The sequence below is a fragment of the Mesorhizobium sp. LSJC280B00 genome (assembly GCF_000502835.1).
GTDB lineage: Bacteria > Pseudomonadota > Alphaproteobacteria > Rhizobiales > Rhizobiaceae > Mesorhizobium.
On record NZ_AYVL01000004.1, the window covers coordinates 166495 to 190279 of the forward strand.

The following is a 23785-nucleotide window of genomic DNA, read 5'->3' on the forward strand; positions in this document are numbered from 1 at the left end:
CGACGTGGTTCCTTAGGCGAGACCGAGAGCGGTGATGGCCATGTCGATCATCTTGATGCCGACGAAGGGCACTACGACGCCGCCAAGGCCATAGACAATGAGATTGCGGCTGAGCAGCGCACCGGCGCCGACCGCGCGGTATTTGACGCCCCTCAGCGACAGCGGGATCAGCGCAATGATGATCAGCGCGTTGAAGATGATGGCCGAGAGGATAGCGCTCTGCGGCGTCGCCAGATGCATGACATTGAGCGCTTGCAGCGGCCCGGCGGTCTGGCCCGGGGCGATGTAGAAGACGGCGAATATTGCCGGGATGATGGCAAAATACTTGGCCACGTCGTTGGCGATGGAGAAGGTGGTCAGCGAGCCACGCGTCATCAGGAGCGCCTTGCCGATTTCGACGATCTCGATCAGCTTGGTCGGATCGCTGTCGAGATCGACCATGTTGCCGGCCTCGCGCGCCGCGACCGTGCCGGTGTTCATGGCAACGCCGACATCGGCCTGCGCAAGGGCCGGCGCATCGTTGGTGCCATCGCCGCACATCGCGACCAGTTTGCCTTTGGCCTGCTCGTCGCGGATCAGCTTCAACTTGTCCTCGGGCGTCGCCTGGGCAAGGAAGTCGTCGACGCCGGCTTCCGCCGCGATCGCCGCCGCGGTCATCGGATTATCGCCGGTGATCATCACCGTGCGGATGCCTATGCGGCGCAATTCGGCAAAGCGTTCTGCGATGCCGCCCTTGACGATGTCCTTCAGATGGACGACGCCGAGCAGGCGCCCGTCGCGCTCTACCGCGAGTGGAGTGCCACCCGATTTGGCGATCTCGTCGGCGATCGCCTGAAGGTCGCGGACGGTGTCGCTGCCGGGGCGCGTACTGCCTGTGGCAACGGTCGAGAGGTTGACGTGGGCAAGTACCGCATCGACTGCGCCCTTGCGGACCGAGGAGCCTTCCAGATCGACACCGCTCATGCGGGTTTGCGCGGTGAAGGGCACGAAAGTCGCATGCAGACTTGCCATGTCGCGGGCGCGGATGGCGTATTTTTCCTTCGCCAGGACGACGATCGAGCGGCCTTCCGGCGTTTCGTCGGCAAGCGAGGCAAGCTGAGCCGCGTCGGCCAGTTCTTGTTCGGTGACGCCCTTGACCGGACGAAATGCCGTCGCCTGACGGTTGCCCAGCGTGATGGTTCCGGTCTTGTCGAGCAGCAGCGTGTCGACATCGCCGGCCGCCTCGACGGCGCGGCCCGACATGGCGAGCACGTTGAAGCGCACCAGGCGGTCCATGCCGGCAATGCCGATAGCCGACAGCAGGGCGCCAATTGTGGTCGGAATCAGGGTAACGAACAGGGCGACCAGCACGGTCACCGAGATATAGCCGCCCGAATACGAGGCGAAGCTCGGGATCGTCGCCGTCGCCAGCACGAAGATCAGCGTCATGCCGACGAGCAGGACGTTGAGCGCGATCTCGTTGGGTGTCTTCTGGCGCTCGGCGCCCTCGACCAGCGAGATCATGCGGTCGAGGAACGTATGACCGGCAGCCGCGGTGATGCGCACGCGGATCCAGTCGGACAAGACCTGCGTGCCGCCGGTCACCGCCGAACGATCGCCTCCGGATTCGCGGATGACCGGTGCGGATTCGCCGGTGATGGCCGCCTCGTTGACCGACGCCACGCCTTCGACCACCTCGCCGTCCGAGGGGATGATGTCGCCGGCTTCGACAAGCACGATGTCGCCGACCTTCAGGCTGGTGCCGGGCACCAGTTTGAACTTGCTGCGGTCGCCACCGTTCAACAGCTTGGCCTGCGTCTCGGTTCGCGCCCGACGCAGCGAGTCAGCTTGCGCCTTGCCGCGGCCTTCGGCCACCGCTTCGGCGAAATTGGCGAAGAGCACGGTGAACCACAGCCAGATGATGATCTGCAGCGTGAAGCCAAGATCGCCGCCGCTGGTAACGAGATCCTTGACGAACAGCACGGTGGTGAGCGCCGAGACGACGGCGACGACAAACATTACCGGGTTTCGCATCAAGGTGCGCGGGTTCAGTTTTCTGAAGGAACCGCCGATAGCGGGCCACAGAATGCGGGTATCCATGATGCTCACGGATTTCGACGGGCTCATTTGGTAGCTCCAGTGTCGATGTTGTTGACCGGTCGATCGTGTGCCGAACGAAGGTGCGGCGGCCCGTAAGCCAGCAGCCAGATCATGATCAAGGCTGCCGCAATAGCGAGGAATGTGGACAGCGTCGGGAAAGGAGGAGGCGTTTTCTCCCCCTCCGGCTCGGGGCGATGCCGGACCTTTCGAGGTATGATCTCGAACCAGGGCATCGTCGTTTCAGAATGTCTGACCGTGAATCATCGCCAGGTGCTCGACGATCGGTCCGACCGCCAGGGCCGGGAAGAAGGTCAGGCCGCCGACGATCAGGATGACACCGGCCAGCAGCCCGACGAACAGCGGACCGTCGGTCGGGAAGGTGCCGGCGGAGGCAGGGACGGTCTTCTTCGCAACCAGCGAGCCAGCAATCGCCAACGCCGGAATAATGACCAGGAACCGGCCCATCAGCATGCCGATGCCGAGCGTTACGTTGTACCAGGGCGTGTTGCCGCTGAGGCCGCCAAAGGCGGAGCCATTGTTCGCCGCGGCCGAGGTGTAGGCATAGAGAACCTCGGAGAAGCCGTGCGGGCCGGCATTGGCGATGGAAGCAACGCCGGTCGGCAGCACCACCGCGATAGCGGTGAAGATCAGCATTGCAAGCGGCAGGCAGAGCACGGCCAGCATAGCCATCTTGACCTCCTTGGCCTCGATCTTCTTGCCGAGATATTCGGGCGTGCGTCCGACCATCAGCCCGGCGACGAAAACGGCAATGACGATGAACATCAGGATACCGTAGAAGCCGGCGCCGACGCCGCCGACAATGACCTCGCCGAGCTGCATGTTGATGATGGGGATCATGCCGCCGAGTGCGGTGAAGCTGTCATGCATGGCGTTGACCGCGCCGCAGGATGCGGCCGTGGTGATGACGGCAAACATTGCCGACAGGGCGATGCCGAAGCGGCTCTCCTTGCCCTCCATGTTGCCGCCGTCGACGCCCAGCGCATGGACGAGCGGATTGCCGGCGGCTTCCGCCCAGTAGCAGACGGCAACGCCGGCGATGAACAGCACGCCCATAGCCGACAGAATTGCCCAGCCCTGGCGCTGGTTGCCTACCATGCGGCCGAAGACATTGGTCAACGCCGCGCCGAGGGCGAAGATCGTCACCATCTGGATCAGGTTGGAGATTGCATCGGGATTTTCGAAGGGATGCGCTGCATTGGCGTTGAAGAAACCGCCGCCATTGGTGCCGAGCATCTTGATGGCAACCTGGGAAGCGACCGGCCCGACCGCGATAGTCTGTTGGGCGCCTTCGAGCGTCGTCGCGTTGACGTAGGCAGCGAGCGTCTGCGGCATGCCGAGATAGACATAGACCAGAGTCAACACGATGCAAAAGGGCAAAAGCAGGTAGAGCGTGCCGCGGGTCATATCGACCCAGAAATTGCCGATCGATTTGCCTGAGGCCCTGGCAAAGCCGCGGATCAATGCGACCGCAATGGCGACGCCAGTCGCCGCCGACAGAAAATTCTGCACGGTCAAGCCGGCCATCTGCACGAGATAGGACATCGTGCTTTCGCCGCCGTAGTTCTGCCAGTTGGTGTTGGTCATGAAGCTGGCGGCGGTGTTGAAGGCCAGCCCAGGTTCGACGGCGGTCATGCCGGCCGGATTGTAGGGCAGGCCGCCTTGCAGCCGTAGCAGCGAATAGAGCACCAGGAAGCCGGCCAGGTTAAAGAACAGCAGGGCCGCCGCATAGGAGGTCCAGTGCTGCTCCTCGCGCTCGCTGGTCCCTGATATGCGGTAGAGCCCGCGCTCGAGCGGGGCCAGAATTGACGACAGGAATGTGCGCTCGCCGCTGAAAACGCGATGCATGTAGCCGCCGAGCGGCTTGGCCAGCAGAACGACGATCCCGCAATAGACGAGGATCTGCAGCCATCCGTTGATTGTCATGGGGTTGGCTCCTTGCCAGCGGAGATCAGAAGCGTTCCGGGCGAACGAGGGCGTATGTCAGGTAGGCGAGAAGAAACAAGGTCACGGCGCCGCCGAGGATATAGTCGAAAAGCATGTTACGATCCCCTAAACTTACAGCTTGTCGCAAGCTTTGATGTAGCCGAAGCATAGAGCAAAGAACGCGATTCCAATCGCGACAACAACTATGTCCACCGCGCGTTTTCCTTATGTTGTATTTGTTTGTTTACTTTAACAAACTATCCAAACCGTCGCCGCATCATATCGGCGGCTGGATACACCGCTCCGGTGAATATGGATCAAAGTGCCATAAAGGTTCGAGACGGGACGCGGAGCAAAGAAATCAAAATCCCATAAGGATTTCGCCGCCTCGGCGCTGGCCACAGGTTCAGGAGGGAGGTGCGCACCGGCGCGCGAAGCTGCCGGGGCTCAGTCCGCGCGGGTGTAGATCACCGCGTAATCGTCCGCATAGGCCCGCTTCCAGCCCAGTTCGTCGAAGAACGGAATGCGGCTGTCGTCGGCGGTCAACAATGCCCAGCCTATCGTATATTTGTCGAGTTGGGCTTTCAGGATCGGCTTGCCCCGGCTGTGCCCCGTCTGCTCATCCGTTTCCGTAAAGCCATTCAGGAAGAGCTGATCCGCCCGGCCGTCGATAAACGTCTTGACGCCGTGGAAAATCAGCGTGCCGCCGAAATCGTAGGAGTTCAGCAGATTGCCCGACAGATTATGGGTTTGGGCAAAGGCCATTGCGTCCCTCGCCGAGGTCTTCTGGCTCGGCGCGACCGGATAGGTCGTGAAGGCGGCAGCCGCCAAAACCAGCAAAACGGCAAGTCCAGCACAAATCCTGGAAAATTGCCGTGCGAAAAATTGTTCAAGTCCGTCGCGCTTTTCCGTCGCCCATTTCTCGGCTGAAAGCGCTGGATATTGTTGCGCGACCTCGACGGCAAGGACCACCGGCACGAGAAGAAAGAACAGGTACATGAACCGTATGTGGGTGAGATAGACGTGCAACGTGAAGACAAGGAACAGCGCCTTGGCCCAGCCAATGCGCAATCTCGACACGAGCAGCCCGAAAAACGCCACCAGCAGGGCCACCTCCTGGAGGGTGTGCCGCGAGGCGTCGAAGGGTTGCCATTCCGCAATGTAAGGCACCGCCTCATTGCCATAGGCCACGGTGAATGTGGCGAGTATGGCCTTGACGCCATAGGGATTGAGCAGGCTGACCAGCGGGCAAAGCAGCCCGAAAACGATCCACTTGGCCAGCAGCCAGGGGTTCGACAAGCGTGTGCGCGTGACGAGATCGAGGCCGGCGAAGGCGGCGATGACGAAACCGAAGGTGAAGGTGGCATGGAGATTGGCCCACAGGCAAAGCAGCGCCAGCAGCCATAAGGGCGGTGCTTTCTCGTTGCGTGCGGCCTGGAAAAGACCGGCGGTCCAGACGACGATGATGGGCAAGGTAAAGATGTGCGGCCGGGCGACATAGACTGGCCCGATCAAGAGCGCGAGAACCAGCGTCAGTCCTATCGCCAGCGTCGGCTTCAACCACGCGCTGAGATACCACGACGTCAAAAAGACCGTCAGCGCGATTATTGCAGTCGCCAGCAGCACCACGCCGTTCCAGCCGCCGGCTTCAAAGGCAATTGCAAGGAGAACCTGGCTAAGCCATTCCTTGGCGATCCATGGCTGGCCGGCAAAAGTATAGGAATAGATGTCGACGGTGGGGAATGTGCGGCTTGCCAGCATATCCATGCCGACCTTGATGTGCCACCAGCTATCAGGATCCTGCAGGAGGGAGGTGGCAAAGGCGAGGAGCGCCGCCGCCATCACGACCGCCGCCAGCAGGCAAAACATCAGCCTCACATGCCGTATGTCGTCTATCGACGGCCTCGCCTCACCAGATATCCCGCGCATATGGCATCCCTGAGCCGCGATAGCGGAAGGGATAGGCCGAATTTGTTAGAAAACCGATAAGCTGCAGGATTGCGGCCACAACCCTGTGCCGCGCGTCCAACCGGCTCGGCGGCTCAGCCCTCGGCCTTGAAGTTCTTGGCTTCCTTCTCGACCTTCGGCTGTCCTTGCCGTGCTTGCGCATCAGATCCTTCGCCTGCTTCGGCGAAACGTCGGTGGTTTCGGCCAGGCGCAGAGCCTCCTTTTCGTCCGGATCGCGCGTCTTGCGGTCGGCCATTGCGGTTTTCTTGTCAGCCATTACGACGCTCTTATGCTTTCGGCGATTTCGTTCAGCACCTTGCGGTCGGTGCCGTGGCGCTTGATCAGCGTGCGTGCCTGATCCGGGGTGATGCCCGCTTCCTCGGCGAAGTGACGTACCTCGTAGTCTTCGCCGCCCGCCATTCGTGAGCGGTCGCGACTGTCGGTCTTGGTTTTGTCGTCGGCCATGGCAGCTCTCCTCATCTCGACGAGAGCATAACGGGCAAGATTTCAGCGAGTTCCTTCGAGCGTGTCGCCCAGTTGCCTGCCCTCGGGCATGACCGGGCATGCGCGGCGGTTTGCTCAAAGCAGGGGCTTGGCGTCAGGCCGGCCTTCGCGCACAAACAGGCTGGCCTCTTTGGCGGCGCTGCCAACCGCCCGCCACTGCTCCTGGGCGCAGCCTGGTATTCGTTCCGGATTGCTAATGGGAGCGATGGTCGAACACGACGCCCATGGTCCTACCAACGGCCGTCATGACGATAAGCTCGACCAGATCGTCGTCACTGTTGCCGCAGGCCGGGGCCGTCCTGCGAACGATGTCCAGCATCGCCCTCGTCGATATGGTGTCGCCGGCACCGAACCGTGAAAGCGCAGATGAAACAAGCTCTTGGGCCGTCAAGTCGGCGACGGTCACCCTCTGCACCACGTTCATTGGCTTCCTCCCACCATGAACCCTCTCCCGGGAGAATGATACGCCGAACGTCGCGTTTCGCCAGCGAAATGGTGGTCCTACCAGCGCGTGGGCAGCGACCGAAATCGTCGGTTTTGCGGGAGGCAATCCGGGCGCGAGGCGGCAGCGCTTTTGTGCCATGCGACTTCGCCATAGACCCAATCCCGGCGGCCGGGATCGGTCTCAATTTTATTTACTGGCAGTCTGATGCTTGGCAGTGTGGTCTGCTCGGTTGCGGCCGAAGCCAGCGCAGCAAGAACCACGGTGCGGGCAGGACCGGGACGGTTCGTCGTTTCACGGAAACGCCGAACCGGTCTGTCTTTTTGTTTGACGCAATTCCGGACGGAAAACCGTTCACACGTTTTCCTGGAATTGCTTGTCTTGTGACTCTAGGCGGCCAGGTCGCTCGGAAGCTTGCCGCCATTCTCGGCCAGCTTTTTCATCAGTGCGTCGTGCAGCCACAGATTCATCGTTACAGTGTCGTTCATATCGCCGGTGTAGTTCAGCTCGTGGGCAAGCTCCTTGCGGGCGCCGAGGCTGCTGTCGATATTCAGAGCCTTCATCAGGTCGACGATCGAATTCTTCCAGTTGAGTTTCTGCCCCTTCGCGGCCACCGCCTTGTCGAGAATGGCAGCGATGTCCGGGGCAGAGGACGGCGCGGCCGGCGCGGCCGGAGCCGGGGTTGCAGCCGGGGCGGATCGGGTAGGCGCCGTCGGCTGGGTGGCCGTGCTCGAAGCAGGCGCGGGAGACGGTTGCGCCGGCGGCGCTTCGGCCGCAACCGCGTTTCCGAAAATCGCACCTTTGATACTGTCGAAAATGCCCATTGCTATCTCCTGTGTTGGCTCGACGGTGTGTTGCCTTGACGGTCGGTGGGGCGACCGTTGCCGAATGCCGCATTGAGCGCCCTGGTTGTACCGGACCACGAACGCAACGCAGGGGCAACTTAAAACTGGCTAAAAGGTAAAGGCTTGGTTGCATTGGGGAATCGGCTCAGTGATCCGGCCCGAGAGTAGAATAGGTCGGATCGCGGCCCGACAAATCGTCACGCGCTATGGGCGAGGGAACGGTCAGCAGCCAGTTTTGCTGACGCAGACCAGAAAAATCATCTAGATTCGTGTTCGCAATTCGCTGAGAGGAACGAAGCCATGACAGCAGTCGTCGCATCCGACAGGCTCGAACGTTCGCTGGTTTGGGCAGAGGACGATCCGTCGGTCAAATGGGCCGGCGCTTTCGCGGTTTACGGCGGGCACGGCACCACCCAGTCCTCGGTCATTGTCTACGAGATCGAGCCCGGCAAGCGGCTCGGCTGGCACAGCGACGCCACCGAAGAGACGCAATACATCATCGCCGGCACCGGCGAGCTGCACATCGAGGGCGGCAGCACCCACCCGGTCGGGCCCGGCAGCGTCCTGGTACTTCCGACGCCGGTCAGGCACGACCTCGTCAACACCGGCACCGAAACCCTGCGCGCCGTCGCTTTCTTTGCGGCGGCGATGTTCACGCAGACATTCGACGACGTCATGCTGCCGCCGAAATCCCATGTCCTCGGCACGCCCAATCGTGCGGGCTGAATGCGTGCCGGCGAGAATCACCAGGCCTGCGGATTGCGGACTCGGAGCTGAGATGAGCGCGCGCGCGGCCGGCAACCGGTTCGGCGTCGTTACGCGCCTGCGTCACGGGCGGACCGGCTGATGGCGCCCGTCAAGGTCGACCCCGCCAAGGTGCGCGAGTTCAGGGATGCCGAAAGCTTCCATGCCTGGCTTGGCGAGCATCACGACAGCGAGGACGAAGTCTGGATCAAGATCCATAAGCTCGATTCGGGACTGCCGTCGATCACTCCGAAGCAAGCCATCGACGTGGCGTTGTGCTGGGGCTGGATCGATGCGGTGCGCAAGGCCTTGGACGGCAAAAGCTACCTGCAGCGCTACACCCCGCGCGGCAAGAAGAGCACCTGGAGCCAGATCAATGTCGACAATGTCGCCCGGCTGATCGAGGAGGGCCGGATGACCGAGCACGGGCTGAGGCAGGTCGATGCGGCCAAGGCCGACGGCCGCTGGGCGCGCGCCTACAAGAGCGGCAAGGAGATGAAGATCCCCGACGACCTCCAGGCGGCAATAGACGCCGAGCCCAGGGCGAAAGAGATGCTGGCAAAGCTCAGCGGGCAAAACCGCTTCGCACTCGCCTTCCGCATCCACAACATGAAAACCGAAGCCGGACGCAAGAAGAAGATCGCGGCGTTCGTGGAGATGCTGAAGCGCGGCGAGACGATCTATCCGCAGGGCAGAAAGTAACATCTGACGAGGCGTGCCGGCGCTGCGTCTTGTGCTTGTCCCTGTCGGCGAGCCCCGAATGCGGCCGGATCGCTGCTCAGGCCCACCTTCGATCCAGGCGATGTCGCCGACGATTTGTTTTCGACGAGCGTCGCCCGGCACTTCGACACCAGCTCTCATTCGTTTAGTTGATGCAGGAAAAAGTCTCGTCCTCACAGTCGGCATAGTATATTAGCAGGCGCTGTTATGAGGTTTTTGCCCGTTCAGGAGCCGACTGGCACGTGGGCCGTGTTTGATGCGACCGTGGACGTGCCTGCGGATTTCGCTGGCAGTTGCCTTATCGGCTTGCCGCGGGAGCGGGCGGAGTGGCTCGCAGCAAGAGCCAATCGAGATGCTGCAAAAGGCACTTCGATTTGCCGGTTGTCAGCTGCCGGACCGGCACAAGCCGCGGTTCTTAGACTTAGACCGATAGGAGAGATTTCGATGATGCAAGAAAGGGTAATGGCGGCTGCGTTGGCAGCCAGGAATCAGGAAGCGGATATTCGTGGTGTCTTCGACATCACCAACAAAACCGATGCGCCAATTGGCCCCCGCCGATTGGGCGAGGCTATCCACTTTGTCGCCAATGCACCTATCGTTGGCTATGATGTTCACGCCGCCGTCATCAGATATGGCCCACTCGGAACCCCCAGCCTCAGAGCAACAGATTGCGCACAGCTGTGGGAGAAGTTCGGCGAGGCCTTGCTGCAACACTGACGGGCAGACCTTTGGCGCGTATGGTACCACCATCGTGCAGGACACTTTCCTGGCGAGAACGACATGAAGCCTGCCCGGTAATGTTGCAATTAAATTAGCGTGAGTGCATATTTTTTGCTGGCTGGACTCGCAACCGGCCAGGCCCGGCGGCCGGCCGCCAACGGGCTGTCAGGCCGGCGACAAATGGTGCCGCAGGCCCGACGGTCCCTTGGCAAGATCGCCGGAACCACAGCATGATGCGGCGGCAAAACGGGTTTGGGAGAATGACATGCCTAAGGTTTCGGAACTCTTTTTCAAGACAGCCATCATCTTTCTTATTCTGGGAATTGCAGCTGGCCTGCAGATGGCAATTTCAGGCGATCACGGCGCGTTTCCGGCTCACGCGCACATCAACCTGCTGGGGTGGGTCACCAGTGCAATATTCGGCGGCTATTATGCGCTGAACCCGGCGAAGGCTGCCCGCAGGAGCGCGATGATCCACTATGGCGTCTACAATCTCGGCCTGGTCGTGATGCTGCCGGCTCTTTACCTGATGCTGCAGGGAAATCCGGCGCTCGAGCCGATCGTCGCCACCGGCTCAATGATCGTCGCTGTCGCCGTGCTTATCTTTGCCTTCGTGGTTTTCTCCGCCGAAACAGAGCGCTCGGTCTCGGGAATACAAGCGGTCCCGCGCTAGACGGGGCGGCGATGGTGCCGCGTCGACCAAGCCCGCGCTTCTGGTGAAGCGCGGGCCGATTGGTTGTAGGCTGATCTGAGGTAAGGGTGCGGCGAAGATGAAAGCCGCTCCGTAGCCTTCGCGCCCCCTCTGCCTGCCCCAAGATACCTGCACCGCAGCGGCAGTCGCCGTCCAGTGTCCCTTTAGGCTGGCGAACCGGTGAGATTTAACTGGCGGAGAGAGCGGGATTCGAACCCGCGTTACGGTTTCCCGTAAACACACTTTCCAGGCGTGCGCCTTCAACCACTCGGCCACCTCTCCGTCTCTTTAGCATTTTCGACGCGGCCGGTTTCGCCGCGCGGGTTGGGGAGATGCATCTCCTTTGGGATTCCGGTGCCGGAATTCCGGCCGTGGGCGCCGTCAACCAGCGGATACCCTTTCCCCGCACCTGAGCCGTCAAAGCAACAGGCGCGGGGCTCATCTAGTCGATCCGGTGCCGAATGCCAAGACATAACGGCAGTCTATTCGCTTTGCCGGATAGGGATGCTCAGCCCATGTTATCGGAGCACCCGTTGGGAGCCTATCGAAACGATCGGCAGAGGTGTGCTTGCCGTCCGGCGCGCCACCGGTTCCGGCGAACCGGCGGTCGCGGGTTCAACTTCACGTGTCGCGATTGTGCAATAAGCGGGTAGATCCTATCTAACAGTCCGACACGACATTCTGATAAACTCCTGGGGAGGAAGGGTCCGGATGTTCCGCTTCGTCTTTCGTCTCGCTGCAATGGTCGCGCTTTCGGTTTCGGTCATCATGGCCGTGCTCGATGCGACCCGCTCGGTGGCGGCTTCGGCGCTGGTGATGACCCCGCTCAACACCAGCTGGCTCGCTGTCTCGCCGGATACGCGCAGCGCCTTCGAAAGCTTCGTCCGCGATAAGATCAACCCGCTGCTGTGGGACGGTGCCATCGCCTGGGTGCTCAGCCAGCCCGGCTTTGCCGTGTTCGCGGTGCTGGCGTTCATTCTTTATGCCATCGGTTACAGGCGGCAGCGCCCCAGCGGGCGGTTCGCCGCAACCTGACATTTCCAGCCTGACCCGGTGTTCCCGTACCGGGGAGGCTCAACCAAGAAGAAAAGGAACCCACACATGTTTCTCAGCGACATGCTGAACAAGAAGCTCAACCTGCCGAAACCCTCCGAGGCGTTGCCCGGCCGCGACCGGCCGATCCCGACCGCATCGAAGCACTTTGTCTCGAACAGGCCGCTTAAGGGTCCTTATCCCGAAGGGATGGAAACGGCGATGTTCGGACTGGGCTGCTTCTGGGGTGCCGAGCGCCTGTTCTGGCAAGTCGAGGGCGTCTGGGTCACGGCGGCCGGCTATGCCGGCGGCGTCACGCCCAACCCGACCTATCAGGAAACCTGCACGGGGCTCACCGGCCATGCCGAAGTCGTGCTCGTCGTCTACGACCCCAAGATCGTGTCTTATGCCGAGCTCTTGAAGCTGTTCTGGGAAAGCCACGACCCGACGCAAGGCATGCGCCAGGGCAATGATGTCGGCACCACTTACCGCTCGGCGATCTATACGTTCAACGACGCTCAACACCAGGCTGCGATCGCCTCGCGCGACGCCTACGAGGGTTCGCTGCGCGGCGCCGGACGCGGCAAGATCACCACGGAGATCGCGCCGGCGCCGGAATTCTACTTCGCCGAGGAAGACCACCAGCAATATCTGGCGAAGAACCCCTACGGCTATTGCGGCCTGCAGGGAACCGGCGTCTCCTGCGCCATTCCGGCCGCCGTCTCCGCCTGATTTTATGCCCCTGACGCAAGGAATATGCTGTGGCGCCGCGATGCGGCGCCATGCTTTTCCAAAGGGTCAAAATTCCACGTGAATTTTGTTTCGGGCCGTGCCAGATTGACCCGAAGCGGGAGGAAGACACTCCTGCCCGACACCGTATGCCTGCCGGAGAACCGGGCCGGCATGCGGTGCATAATGGACAAATAACCGACAGGGGTGTGGATCACATGAAACGTATCGTTCTCGGCCTTATGGCCGCAGCTGCAATGGTTCTTCCGGCCTTCGCCGCGGACATTCAACCCGCGATCCTCTATGATCTCGGCGGCAAGTTCGACAAATCGTTCAACGAGGCGTCGTTCAACGGCGCTGAAAAGTTCAAGACCGAGACCGGCATCCCCTATGTGGAATTCGAGGTCAGCAACGCCACCCAGCGCGAGCAGGCGCTGCGCCGCTTCGCCGAGGACGGCCGCAACCCGATCGTCATGGCGGGCTTCTCCTGGGCAGATGCGCTGGACAAGATCGCCACCGAGTTCCCCGACACCAAATTCGCCATCATCGACATGGTCGTCGACAAGCCTAATGTCCGCTCCCTGGTCTACAAGGAGCAGGAAGGCTCGTACCTCGTCGGCGTGATGGCGGCGATGGCTTCCAAGACCAAGAAGGTAGGCTTCGTCGGCGGCATGGACATTCCTCTGATCCGCAGGTTTGGCTGCGGCTATGTCGGCGGCGCCAAGGCGGCCGGCGCCACCGACGTCATCCAGAACATGACCGGCGATACGCCCGCAGCCTGGAACGATCCGGCCAAGGGCGGCGAGATCGCCAAGACGCAGATCGACCAGGGCGCCGACGTGGTCTACGCGGCGGCAGGCGGCACCGGTGTCGGCGTGCTGCAGGCAGCGGCCGACGCCGGCAAGCTCGGCATCGGCGTCGATTCCAACCAGAACGGCCTGCAGCCCGGCAAGGTGCTGACCTCCATGGTCAAGCGCGTCGACGTTGCCGTCTACAACACCTTCATGGATGCCAAGGACGGCAAGTTCACGGCCGGCGTTAACGATCTCGGCCTCAAGGAAGGCGGCGTCGACTACGCCATGGACGACAACAACAAGGCGCTTGTCGACGATGCAATGAAGGCGGCGGTCGAAAAAGCCAAGGCCGACATCATAGCCGGCACCATCAAGGTGCACGACTACATGTCGGACAATGCCTGCCCGTATTGATCGATTGCCGTTATTGATCGACTGGCACTGCTGAACTGACGAGCCGCCGGGTGAAAGCCCGGCGGTTTTGTCTTGTCGGCCCGCTCACCAGTGCGGCGGCTTGGTCACCGGCACGTCGGGCGCGGCCTGTTCCTCCAGCGCCAGGAAGCGCTCGGCCAGCGCGTCGAGCTTGCGCTGCATGCGCTCGATCACCTTCCACTGCTCGGCGATCTGGCCGGACAGTTCCTCGATGGTCTTCTCCTGCTCGGCGGCGCGGATTTCCAGCGTCGTCAGCCGGTCCTCGGGCATGGTCATTTGAAATCCTCGATCAGGCGATTGTGCAGGCTGCGGCCACGTTGGAAATTGACAAGCATGGCGGGATTTGTCGAGAGTGAACCCTGCTCCGGCCAATTGGTACGGACCCAATTGGCACAGACTGGGCGTCATGCTAGGCGTTTGACCAAGCGGTAAAAAAATAACAGTGGGAACAGGCTGCATGGCGCAAGCCGCAATCGAGCTGATCGGCATCGACAAGAGCTTTGGCGCCGTGCGCGCCAACCGCGACATCAATCTGGAGATTATGCGCGGCACTATCCATGGCATCGTCGGCGAAAACGGCGCCGGCAAGTCGACGCTGATGTCGATCCTCTATGGTTTCTACCAGGCCGATTCCGGCGAGATCCGTGTCGGCGGCCAGCCGGCATCGATCAAGACGCCGAACGATGCGATCGCGCTCGGCATCGGCATGGTGCATCAGCATTTCATGCTGGTCGACAATTTCTCGGTGCTGGAAAACGTCATTCTCGGCGCCGAAAGCGATGCGCTGCTGAAGAAGAGCATCGCCAAGGCGCGTTCCGAGCTGGAGCGGCTCGAGCGCGAATACGGGCTCGAAGTCGATCCCGACGCCATCATCGAGGAGTTGCCGGTCGGCCTGCAGCAACGCGTCGAAATCCTCAAGGCGCTCTATCGCGGCGCCGAGATCCTGATCCTCGACGAGCCGACGGGCGTGCTGACGCCGGCCGAGGCCGACCATCTGTTCCGCATCCTCAGGCAGCTGAAGGAGCAGGGCAAGACGATCGTGCTGATCACCCACAAGCTGCGCGAGATCATGGCGATCACCGACACCGTCTCGGTGATGCGCCAGGGCACGATGGTGGCGACCAGGGAGACCAAGAAGACCACAGTCGAGGAACTGGCCGAGCTGATGGTCGGCCGGCGCGTGCTGCTGCGCGTCGAGAAGGGCGAGGCGAAGGCCGGCGGCGTCAAGCTCGCGGTCAAGAACCTGACGGTCAAGGATTCCCGCGGCGTCACCATGGTCGATGACGTCTCCTTCGACGTCCATGCCGGCGAGATCGTCGGCATTGCCGGCGTCGCCGGCAACGGGCAGTCCGAATTGCTCGAGGCGATTTCCGGCATCAGGCATGCCGTTTCGGGCTCGGTCATGCTCGACGGCAAGCCGATCGACCTCACCGGCGCCGCCGACCCTGGCGAGCTGCGCGAGCGCGGCCTTGCCCATGTGCCGGAGGACCGCCATCATGTCGGGCTGGTGCTGGCCTTCGAGGAGAACGAGAATTCGATCCTCGGCTACCAGGACGACGAGCGCTATCTGAAGGGGCCGTTCCTTGACATCGACGCCATCCGTAACGATGCCCGGGACAAGATCGTCAAATATGACATCCGCCCGGCGGACTGCCGCCTCAAGACCGCCAATTTCTCCGGCGGCAACCAGCAGAAGATCGTGCTGGCGCGGGAAATGGAACAAGATCCCGGCGTGTTGATCGTCGGCCAGCCGACGCGCGGCGTCGATGTCGGCGCCATCGAATTCATCCACAAGCGCCTCATCGCCATGCGCGACCAGGGCAAGGCGGTGCTGGTGGTTTCGGTCGAGCTCGACGAGATCCGCTCGCTGTCCGACCGCATCCTGGTGATGTTTGCCGGCCGCATCGTCGGCGAACGCGGCCCCGACGCGACCGAGGGCGAGCTCGGCCTGCTGATGGCCGGCGTCGAGCACCGGGAGGCCGCCGAGTGAGCACTCCCTACGCCAAGCTGCCGGCCTGGGCCGATTATGTGCTGATCCCGCTGATCAATCTGTTCGTCGCATTCGTCGTCGCCGGCTTCGTCGTCATATTGGTCGGCGAGAACCCGCTGCGTGCAGCCGTCGTCCTGGTCGAGGGTGCCTTCGGCCGCGGCCAAGGCATCGCGTTCACGCTTTTCTATGCCACCACCTTCATCTTCAGCGGGCTTTCGGTGGCGGTTGCGGCGCATTGCGGCCTGTTCAACATCGGTGGCGAGGGCCAGGGCTATATCGCCGGTCTCGGCATTGGCATTGTTTGCCTGGCCTTCGACAGCGTGCTGCCTTGGTGGCTGACCTTCCCGATCGCCATTATCGCCGCCGCGGCGATGGGCGCGCTGTGGGCGCTGATCCCGGCCTATCTGCAGGCCAAGCGCGGCTCGCACATCGTCATCACCACCATCATGTTCAATTTCATCGCCGCCAGCGTCATGGTCCGTGCGCTGGTCGGGTACTTGAAGCCCCCCGCCTCGATGGCACCGCAGACGCGCACCTTCCTCGAAGGCGCGCAACTGCCGAAGCTCAACTGGGTCATCGAATTGTTCGGCGCCAAAATCCGTTCGGCGCCATTCAACGTCAGTTCCCTGCTGGCGCTAGCCATGGCCTTCCTGGTGTGGGTGCTGATCTGGCGCACCAAGCTCGGCTACGAGATGCGCACCTATGGCCACAGCCCGAAAGCGGCGCGCTATGCCGGCATTTCGGAGATCCGCATCATCATCATCGCGATGATGATCTCGGGCGCGCTAGCCGGCATGATGGCGCTCAACCCGACGATGGGCGACCAGCACAATGTCGCACTCGAATTCGTTTCGGGCGCCGGTTTCGTCGGCATCGCGGTGGCGCTGATGGGCCGCCTGCATCCGGTCGGCATCGTCATGGCGGCAATATTGTTCGGCATGCTCTACCAGGGCGGCGCCGAACTCGCCTTCGAGATGCCGGCGATCAGCCGCGACATGATCGTTATCATCCAGGGCCTCGTCATCCTGTTCGCCGGCGCGCTCGAGCATATGTTCCGGCCCTACGTCCAGGCGTTGTTCGCCTCACTCAGCCCGAAATCGGTCGGCATGGAAGCGGTCAAGGGGAAGGGCGCCTGAGATGGATTTCTTCAACGCCATCGTACAGGTCCTGGACTCGACCATCCGCCTGTCGGTGCCCTTGCTGCTCGCCTGTCTCGCCGGCCTCTACTCGGAGCGGGCCGGCGTCTTCGACATCGGGCTCGAGGGCAAGATGCTTGCCGGCGCCTTCGCCGGTGCCGCGGCCGCCTCGGTCTTTCACTCGGCCTTAATCGGCCTCGGCATGGCCATCCTGATCTCGGTCGCCTTCGCGCTGATCCATGGCTTTGCCTCGATCACCCATCGCGGCAACCAGATCGTTTCCGGTGTCGCGATCAATTTCATTGCCGCCGGATCGACGATCATGCTCGGCCAGGCCTGGTTCCAGCAAGGCGGGCGCACGCCGGCGCTGGCCGCCGGCGAGCGGTTCGAAGCAATCACCTGGCCGGGCGCGGATGCGCTCAGGAGCGTGCCGATCCTCGGGCCGATCTATTCGGAACTCATCTCCGGCCACTCCGTGCTGGTCTATCTCGCCTTCCTGGCCGTGCCGTTCACCTGGTGGGTGCTGTTTCGCACCCGCTTCGGCTTGCGCCTGCGCGCCGTCGGCGAGAACCCGGCCGCGGTCGACACCGCCGGCATATCGGTCGCCTGGCTGCGCTACCGGGCGCTGATCTGCACCGGCGTGCTCACCGGCATTGCCGGTGCCTATCTGTCGATGGTGCAGAATGGCGGCTTCGTGAAGGACATGACCGCCGGCAAGGGCTATATCGCGCTGGCCGCGCTGATCTTCGCCAAATGGAAACCGGTCAACGCCATGTTCGCCTGCCTGCTGTTCGGCTTCCTCGACGCGGCGTCGATCCGCCTGCAAGGCACGCCGCTGCCGCTGATCGGCAAGGTGCCGGTGCAATTCATGCAGGCGCTGCCCTATGTGCTGACCGTCATCCTGCTTGCCGGGTTCATCGGCAAGGCAATCCCGCCGCGCGCCGGCGGCGTGCCTTATGTCAAGGAACGCTGATCTATCATGGCTCATGATCTGTTCGAAGCGGCGAAAGCCGCCATGGCCAAGGCCTATGCGCCCTATTCGAAATTTCCGGTCGGCGCGGCGTTGCGCACCGAGGACGGCCGTGTCTTTACGGGCGCCAATGTCGAGATCGCGTCCTATCCGGAGGGCTGGTGCGCCGAAACCACCGCGCTCGGCCACTACGTCATGGGCGGCGGCGGCAAGATCACGGAAATCGCCGTGATCGCCGAACGCGTGGCAAAATGCTCGCCCTGCGGCGGCTGCCGGCAGCGGCTGGCGGAATTCTGCCGGCCGGAGACGAAGTTCTATCTCTGCGATGATAGCGGCGTGGTTGAGACCGTGACCATGGGCGAGTTGCTGCCATACGGGTTTGAAGGCGATGTGCTGAAATGAAGGAAGCGCTCGATCACCTCGTCGAAAGGCTGGACGGGCTGGCGCCGACCACCGCCTTGGTGCTGGGGTCAGGGCTTGGCGGGCTTGTCGACCAGGTCGAGGATGCGGTGCGCATCTCCTACGCCGACTTGCCGGGGTTTCCCCGAAGCGGCGTCAGCGGCCATGCCGGCGAGGTGGTGGCGGGGCTCTTTGCCGGCACGCCGGTGCTGATGCTGTCCGGCCGGGCGCATTATTACGAGCACGGCAACGCGGCGGCGATGCGGCCGGCACTCGAGGTGCTCGCCGGCCTTGGCATCTCCAGGCTGATCCTCACCAACGCCGCCGGTTCGGTCGATCCCGGGATGGGCCCGGGCTCGGTGATGCTGATCACCGATCACATCAATTTCTCGGGCTCCAACCCGCTGATCGGCGAACCGAGCGACCGCCGTTTCGTCGGCCTGACCGAAGCCTACGACGCCGGTCTCCGCTCCGNGCTCCGCCATCGAGCAGGCGGCGAAGGCCACCGGTACCACGCTGCACAAGGGCGTCTATATGTGGTTCTCCGGCCCATGCTTCGAGACGCCCGCCGAGATCCGCATGGCGCGCGTCATGGGCGCCAACGCGGTCGGCATGTCGACGGTGCCGGAGGTCATTCTCGCGCGCTTCCTCGGGCTGCGCGTCGCCGCCTGTTCGGTCGTGACCAACCTTGCCGCCGGCATGACCGGAGCCGAGTTGTCGCACCAGGAGACCAAGGACATGGCGCCGGTCGGCGGCGCGCGGCTGGCGACCATCCTGCAGCGTGTTTTTCAGGACGGGCTTCCGGAGCACAGGGTCGACGCCTGATGCTTCCCCAGGAAATCATCCGCCGCAAGCGCGACGGCCAGAAGCTCTCGGCTGAGGAGACAGCGTTCTTCATCGAGGGTCTGACCGCCGGCGCAGTCACCGACGCGCAGGTCGGCGCCTTTGCCATGGCGGTGTTCTTCAACGGCATGAGCCGCGACGAGGCGGTGGCGCTGACTATGGCGATGCGCGATTCCGGCGATGTGCTCGACTGGTCGGATCTGCCCGGCCCGGTCACAGACAAGCATTCGACGGGCGGCGTCGGCGACAATGTCTCCTTGATGCTGGCGCCGATCGTCGCTGCCTGCGGCGCCTATGTGCCGATGATTTCCGGCAGGGGTCTCGGCCATACCGGCGGCACGCTGGACAAGATGGATGCCATCCCCGGCTATATCAGCCAGCCGGATGTTGCACGCTTCCGCAAGACCGTGCTCGAAACCGGCTGCGCCATCATCGGCCAGACCGCCGATCTGGCACCCGCCGACGCCAGGCTCTACGCGATCCGCGATGTGACGGGAACGGTCGAATCGGTGCCGCTGATCACCGCCTCGATCCTGTCGAAGAAGCTGGCGGCCGGCCTTGGTTCGCTGGTGCTCGATGTCAAGGTCGGCAACGGCGCCTTCATGGAGAAATCGCGCGACGCAACCGCACTGGCCAACAGCCTGGTCGACGTCGCCAATGGCGCCGGCCTTAAGGCCTCGGCGCTGGTGACCGGCATGAACGAGCCGCTGGCGTCCGCCGCCGGCAATGCGGTCGAGGTGCGCAACGCCGTCGATTTTCTCACCGGCCGCTTTCGCGACCGGCGGCTGGAGGACGTAACGGTGGCGCTGGCCGCCGAGATGCTGCAATCGGCAGGCCTGGTGTCGTCCAACCAGGACGGCCTGCGCCGCGCCGCCGAAACGCTGGCCGGCGGCCGCGCCGCTTCCATCTTCGCGCGCATGGTGGCGGCACTGGGTGGACCCGTCGACTTTGTCGACAATCCGGAAAAATATTTGCCGAAAGCGGCAACGGAATTCGCGGTCAAGGCGAGCGCGAACGGCTTTGTCACCGGCATCGCGACCCGCGAGATCGGGCTTGCCGTGGTCGGGCTTGGCGGTGGGCGGACGCGGCCCGACGACAGGATCGATCACGCCGTCGGCATCACCAGGCTGTTGCCGGTCGGCGCTGAAGTGCGGGCCGGCGAAGCACTGGCGCTGATCCATGCCCGCAATACCGGGGATGCCGAAGCGGCCGCGGCCGCCGTGCTTTCGGCCTATACCATCGGCACTTCCAAACCGGCCACGGAGAAAACCGTCATCCGGCGGATCCTGCCGCGCGGGTAGAGCCATTCCGATAGTATCGGATGGGCTCTATCTTTCTTTGGACCACGATCTTGTCCGAAAACCGGTCCCCACTTTTCGCTGGCGCGGACCTGCGGTTCGGGATCACGTTCTACTGAACCAGCAGCAGCTTGCCGTCTTCGACCTGGTATTTTTCGAGCCGCTGCAGAAAGCTCATGCCGATCAGGTTGGTGTGCAGCGCCCTGTCGTCGAGCACGACGGCCTCGACGCCCTCGACGGTGATCCTGCCGATCTGCAGGCGATCAATCGTCACCACGGCGGCCTTGATCGCACCATTGGCGGTGTTGACCTGATGGCTGAAGTCCGTCGAATTGAGCGAGATGCCGATCCGGCGCGCAGTCGAGGTGTTGATGGCGACGAGCGTGGCACCGGTATCGATCATGCCGTCGATCTGGCGGCCGTTCAACCTGAAGACCGACATGAAATGCCCGCGCGAGTCCGCGGTGACGACGACCTTGCGGCCGAGCGGCTGCGGCGCTGTGGGCCTGTCCGGGACGGCGGCGAGATTCAGGTCGGTTTGTGTGTCGGCCGGCCTGGCTCCGATGGCGGATTTCAACAGCCGCTCGATTACCTGTGAATTGGACTGATACACGATCGGCAGCGATGCCGACGTTCCGGCAAACACGCCAAGGATGAGGAGCTTGCGCAGCATGGACCGGCCTTTGTGGTTGCCGATCCTTAGTCCGACATGGTGATTGCCGCTTTAACGAGTGCGGAAACCAGCCGTTTGCGTAAACAATCGGTAAACGGATCTATTTGGTGCCGTACATGCGGTCGCCGGCATCGCCGAGACCCGGCATGATGTAGCCCTTTTCGTTGAGCTGGCGGTCGATGGAAGCGGTGAAGACCGGAACATCGGGATGCGCCTGGGTAAACCGCTCAAGGCCCTCTGGTGCCGCCAGCAGGCAGAGGAAGCGGATGTTGGTGGCACCGCGGCCTTTCAGCTTATCGATCGCCGCGATCGCCGAATTGGCGGTCGCCAGCATCGGATCGACGACGATTACCAGCCGGTCGGCGAGGTCGCCCGGCGCCTTGAAGAAATACTCGACCGCTTCCAGCGTCTCATGGTCGCGATAGAGGCCGATATGGGCGACACGCGCCGCCGGCACCAGATCGAGCAGGCCTTCGAGCAAGCCGTTGCCGGCGCGCAGCACCGAGGCGAAGACCAGTTTTTTGCCCTCCAGCGTCGGCGCCTCCATCGTTTCGATCGGCGTCTCGATGGTCGTCGTCGTCAGTTCCAGGTTGCGGGTGACCTCGTAGCCGAGCAGCAGCGAGATCTCGCGCAGCAGCCGCCGGAAGCCGGCCGTCGAGGTTTCCTTCTTGCGCATGATGGTCAGCTTGTGCTGGACAAGCGGATGGTCGACGACGGTGACGCCCTTCATGGTGTTCTCCAACTGCGCAGGTGAATAGTGGATGGTGAATGGTGAATAGTGAATAGTGAACTGGTTTGCGAGTCCTTGGTTGCGCGGAATAACTCGCGGTTGACGGACCGAAGCGCCGGGTGAACCATTCACCATTCACCATTCACCTGCCCTTGGCGCCGAGCCTGCCCAGCAGCGCCGCCCTGGTCTTCCTGTCGACGAAGGCTGCCTCGATGGCCGTCCTGGTGACGGCGGTGAGCGCCTTGTCGTCCATCGCAAAATGCTCGGCAGCGATGTCGTATTCGCGTTTCAGCGAGGTCCAGAAATAGGGCGGGTCATCGGAGTTGAGCGTCACCTTGCAGCCCGCCGCCTTCAAGGCGGGAAAGGGATGGTCAGCGAAGCTGTCGAAGATTTTCAGGGCGATGTTGGAGCCAGGGCAGCATTCGAGCACGACGCCTTCGTCGGCGATGCGCTGCACAAGCTCGGGGTTCTCGATGGCGCGCACGCCATGGCCGATGCGAGACGGGCGGATGTGGTCGAGTGCCGCCTCGACGCTCTCCCAGCCCATCAATTCGCCGGCATGGACGGTGATGCCGAGGCCGGCCTCGCGGGCGATCTCGAAGGCCCTGACATAATCTTCCAGGTCGCCTATCCGCTCGTCGCCGGCGACGCCGAAACCGGTGACCAGCGGATGCCCGCAGCGCGCGGCGAAACGCGCCGCCCGCTCGATCGATTCGACACCGAAATTGCGCACGCCGGTGACGATCATGCGGCCTTCGATGCCGGTCTTCGCCTTGGCGCGGGCCATGCCTTCGCCGAGCGCGTCGGTATAGGCCTTCGGCGACAGCCCGGCCTTGCTGGCATGGTCGGGCGAGGTGAAAACCTCGGAATAGATGGCGCCGTCGCGGGCGAGGCTGGTCAGGTAATGGTCGGCCAGCCGCGCATAGTCTTCTTCGGTGCGGAACAGGTCCGACGAGAAGTCGTAGGCGGCGAGGAAAGAGGTGAAGTCGTGCCAGACGAAGGAGCCGTCCTGGATGTAGGGCGAGGCATCCTTGCCGTATTTCTCAGCCTGGCGGAGGACGAGTTCAGGCGCCGCTGCCCCTTCGATGTGGCAGTGCAGTTCTGCTTTCAAAGGCATTCAATTATCCCGTCAGGCTTTTTCTTATGACGCAGGTTCCTGTCGGAAAACCGTGTGACACTTTCCGGAACCTGCTTCGAAGCGCGGCCGAACACCGCGCCTTAAACAATAGCGCCCGCACCATCGATCGGCTATGGTCCCGCCGATTTTATGGCGGATCAAAACGATGTCGGTTGAAAGAACCACGGCTGCGGGCGGCATGGAAACCTCCTATGGTTTCAGGCGGGTAGGGCCAGGCGACAAGCAGTCCCTGGTCAATGATGTTTTCCACAAGGTGGCGAACCGCTACGACCTGATGAACGACCTGATGTCGGCCGGGTTGCATCGGTTGTGGAAGGACGCCATGGTCGCCTGGCTCAATCCACCGAAGCGGCCGGGCTGGAGCGTTCTCGACGTTGCCGGCGGCACCGGCGATGTCGCCTTCCGCATCGTCGAGGCGAGCGGCAGGCACGCTCATGCAACGGTTCTCGATATCAACGGCTCGATGCTCGCCGTCGGCCGCGACCGGGCCGAGAAAAAGGGCCTGTCGGCAAATACCGATTTCGTCGAAGCCAATGCCGAGGAACTGCCTTTTGCCGACGCTACTTTCGACGCCTACACCATCGCTTTCGGCATCCGCAACGTGCCGCGCATCGATGTGGCGCTTGCCGAAGCCTATCGCGTGCTGAAGCCTGGCGGGCGCTTTCTCTGCCTTGAATTCTCCGAGGTCGAGATGCCGCTGCTCGACAAGGTCTATGAAGCATGGTCGTTCAACGCCATTCCGCGGATCGGCAAGGCGGTGACCGGCGATGACGAGCCCTATTCCTATCTGGTCGAATCGATCCGCAAGTTTCCCAATCAGCAGAATTTCGCGGCGATGATTTCCCGCGCCGGCTTCGACCGCGCCTCGTTCCGCAACTACTCCGGCGGCATCGCCGCGCTCCACTCGGGCTGGAAGCTTTGAGGCTGGCCCGTATCTTTCGTACTCAATGTGCTCTTCGCCGGTCTAGGAAATCGGCGGGGCAAA

Annotated in this window: 25 protein-coding genes, 1 tRNA gene and 1 pseudogene; 14 read left to right on the top strand and 13 right to left on the bottom strand. The window is 62.7% G+C overall.

Annotated features, from left to right (window positions below; translation table 11 throughout):
- Positions 1–12: 12 nt before the first annotated feature.
- The 8 genes from kdpB to X773_RS47115 all read right to left on the bottom strand — a co-directional run bounded on the left by kdpB (position 13) and on the right by X773_RS47115 (position 7740).
- On the bottom strand, positions 13–2106 hold the full coding sequence (gene kdpB, locus X773_RS47080) for a potassium-transporting ATPase subunit KdpB (protein WP_023675297.1): 2094 nt from the start codon (positions 2104–2106) through the stop codon (positions 13–15).
- 213 nt (positions 2107–2319) lie between these two features.
- Entirely contained in the window at positions 2320–4023 is a 1704-nt protein-coding gene (gene kdpA / locus X773_RS47090) for a potassium-transporting ATPase subunit KdpA (protein ID WP_023675299.1), read from the bottom strand.
- Between the two features lie 25 nt (positions 4024–4048).
- Complete coding sequence (locus X773_RS47095) at positions 4049–4138, bottom strand: K(+)-transporting ATPase subunit F (protein WP_023675300.1); 90 nt, start codon at positions 4136–4138, stop codon at positions 4049–4051.
- A gap of 332 nt (positions 4139–4470) precedes the next feature.
- Complete coding sequence (locus X773_RS47100) at positions 4471–5952, bottom strand: hypothetical protein (protein WP_023675301.1); 1482 nt, start codon at positions 5950–5952, stop codon at positions 4471–4473.
- Entirely contained in the window at positions 5933–6247 is a 315-nt protein-coding gene (locus X773_RS77260; protein WP_031211350.1) for a hypothetical protein, read from the bottom strand. The genes X773_RS47100 and X773_RS77260 overlap by 20 nt, the downstream gene beginning before the upstream one ends.
- Entirely contained in the window at positions 6247–6435 is a 189-nt protein-coding gene (locus X773_RS47105; protein ID WP_023675302.1) for a DUF3606 domain-containing protein, read from the bottom strand. Before X773_RS47105 ends, X773_RS77260 begins: the two co-directional genes overlap by 1 nt.
- A 232-nt stretch (positions 6436–6667) precedes the next feature.
- Entirely contained in the window at positions 6668–6898 is a 231-nt protein-coding gene (locus X773_RS47110) for a hypothetical protein (protein WP_023675303.1), read from the bottom strand.
- A gap of 407 nt (positions 6899–7305) precedes the next feature.
- Positions 7306–7740, bottom strand: a complete 435-nt coding sequence (locus X773_RS47115) for a DUF3597 domain-containing protein (RefSeq protein WP_023675304.1) — start codon at positions 7738–7740, stop codon at positions 7306–7308.
- A 321-nt stretch (positions 7741–8061) separates the two neighbouring features.
- Between X773_RS47115 and X773_RS47120 the strand changes: the two genes are divergently transcribed.
- The 4 genes from X773_RS47120 to X773_RS47130 all read left to right on the top strand — a co-directional run bounded on the left by X773_RS47120 (position 8062) and on the right by X773_RS47130 (position 10618).
- The gene (locus X773_RS47120; RefSeq protein WP_023675305.1) at positions 8062–8487 is read left to right on the top strand and encodes a cupin domain-containing protein; all 426 of its coding nucleotides are present in this window, start codon (positions 8062–8064) and stop codon (positions 8485–8487) included.
- A gap of 120 nt (positions 8488–8607) precedes the next feature.
- Entirely contained in the window at positions 8608–9207 is a 600-nt protein-coding gene (locus tag X773_RS47125; protein WP_023675306.1) for a YdeI/OmpD-associated family protein, read from the top strand.
- Positions 9208–9669: 462 nt separating this feature from the next.
- Entirely contained in the window at positions 9670–9942 is a 273-nt protein-coding gene (locus tag X773_RS0137335) for a hypothetical protein (protein ID WP_031211351.1), read from the top strand.
- A 268-nt stretch (positions 9943–10210) separates the two neighbouring features.
- Entirely contained in the window at positions 10211–10618 is a 408-nt protein-coding gene (locus X773_RS47130) for a hypothetical protein (protein WP_023675307.1), read from the top strand.
- 210 nt (positions 10619–10828) lie between these two features.
- On the opposite strand, the gene X773_RS47135 is transcribed toward X773_RS47130, so the two are convergent.
- Positions 10829–10918, bottom strand: a tRNA-Ser gene (locus X773_RS47135).
- Between the two features lie 429 nt (positions 10919–11347).
- On the opposite strand from X773_RS47135, the gene X773_RS47140 reads away from it, so the two are divergent.
- The 3 genes from X773_RS47140 (at position 11348) to X773_RS47150 (ending at position 13605) form a co-directional block, all read left to right on the top strand.
- Complete coding sequence (locus X773_RS47140; protein ID WP_023675308.1) at positions 11348–11671, top strand: hypothetical protein; 324 nt, start codon at positions 11348–11350, stop codon at positions 11669–11671.
- A gap of 66 nt (positions 11672–11737) precedes the next feature.
- Positions 11738–12400: a peptide-methionine (S)-S-oxide reductase MsrA gene (msrA, locus tag X773_RS47145; RefSeq protein WP_023675309.1), complete on the top strand. Its 663-nt coding sequence runs from the start codon at positions 11738–11740 to the stop codon at positions 12398–12400.
- A gap of 215 nt (positions 12401–12615) precedes the next feature.
- Positions 12616–13605 (top strand): BMP family ABC transporter substrate-binding protein, encoded by a 990-nt coding sequence (locus X773_RS47150; RefSeq protein WP_023675310.1) that lies wholly within the window; start codon positions 12616–12618, stop codon positions 13603–13605.
- An 84-nt stretch (positions 13606–13689) separates the two neighbouring features.
- Here X773_RS47150 and X773_RS47155 read toward each other — a convergent pair whose 3' ends face one another.
- Complete coding sequence (locus X773_RS47155; RefSeq protein WP_031211352.1) at positions 13690–13899, bottom strand: SlyX family protein; 210 nt, start codon at positions 13897–13899, stop codon at positions 13690–13692.
- Between the two features lie 181 nt (positions 13900–14080).
- Here X773_RS47155 and X773_RS47160 point away from each other — a divergent pair, with 181 nt between their 5' ends.
- The 6 genes and pseudogenes from X773_RS47160 (at position 14081) to deoA (ending at position 20262) form a co-directional block, all read left to right on the top strand.
- On the top strand, positions 14081–15613 hold the full coding sequence (locus X773_RS47160; RefSeq protein WP_023675312.1) for an ABC transporter ATP-binding protein: 1533 nt from the start codon (positions 14081–14083) through the stop codon (positions 15611–15613).
- Positions 15610–16749 carry an ABC transporter permease gene (locus X773_RS47165; RefSeq protein WP_023675313.1) on the top strand — a complete coding sequence of 380 codons (1140 nt, stop codon included), beginning with the start codon at positions 15610–15612 and terminating at the stop codon, positions 16747–16749. Before X773_RS47160 ends, X773_RS47165 begins: the two co-directional genes overlap by 4 nt.
- Position 16750: 1 nt before the next feature.
- A complete protein-coding gene (locus tag X773_RS47170) occupies positions 16751–17722 on the top strand; it encodes an ABC transporter permease (RefSeq protein ID WP_023675314.1) in 972 nt (323 codons plus the stop codon).
- Positions 17723–17728: 6 nt separating this feature from the next.
- Entirely contained in the window at positions 17729–18121 is a 393-nt protein-coding gene (gene cdd, locus X773_RS47175; RefSeq protein ID WP_023675315.1) for a cytidine deaminase, read from the top strand.
- A pseudogene (locus X773_RS47180) lies at positions 18118–18943 on the top strand (purine-nucleoside phosphorylase). The gene cdd and the pseudogene X773_RS47180 overlap by 4 nt, the downstream one beginning before the upstream one ends.
- Positions 18943–20262 carry a thymidine phosphorylase gene (gene deoA, locus X773_RS47185; RefSeq protein WP_023675318.1) on the top strand — a complete coding sequence of 440 codons (1320 nt, stop codon included), beginning with the start codon at positions 18943–18945 and terminating at the stop codon, positions 20260–20262. The pseudogene X773_RS47180 and the gene deoA overlap by 1 nt, the downstream one beginning before the upstream one ends.
- Before the next feature lie 109 nt (positions 20263–20371).
- On the opposite strand, the gene X773_RS47190 is transcribed toward deoA, so the two are convergent.
- The 3 genes from X773_RS47190 to X773_RS47200 all read right to left on the bottom strand — a co-directional run bounded on the left by X773_RS47190 (position 20372) and on the right by X773_RS47200 (position 22779).
- Complete coding sequence (locus X773_RS47190) at positions 20372–20932, bottom strand: TIGR02281 family clan AA aspartic protease (protein WP_023675319.1); 561 nt, start codon at positions 20930–20932, stop codon at positions 20372–20374.
- A 100-nt stretch (positions 20933–21032) separates the two neighbouring features.
- On the bottom strand, positions 21033–21662 hold the full coding sequence (upp, locus tag X773_RS47195; RefSeq protein ID WP_023675320.1) for a uracil phosphoribosyltransferase: 630 nt from the start codon (positions 21660–21662) through the stop codon (positions 21033–21035).
- Between the two features lie 142 nt (positions 21663–21804).
- The gene (locus X773_RS47200; protein WP_023675321.1) at positions 21805–22779 is read right to left on the bottom strand and encodes an adenosine deaminase; all 975 of its coding nucleotides are present in this window, start codon (positions 22777–22779) and stop codon (positions 21805–21807) included.
- A 166-nt stretch (positions 22780–22945) separates the two neighbouring features.
- Here X773_RS47200 and ubiE point away from each other — a divergent pair, with 166 nt between their 5' ends.
- The gene (ubiE, locus tag X773_RS47205; protein ID WP_023675322.1) at positions 22946–23722 is read left to right on the top strand and encodes a bifunctional demethylmenaquinone methyltransferase/2-methoxy-6-polyprenyl-1,4-benzoquinol methylase UbiE; all 777 of its coding nucleotides are present in this window, start codon (positions 22946–22948) and stop codon (positions 23720–23722) included.
- The last annotated feature ends 63 nt before the right edge of the window (positions 23723–23785 follow it).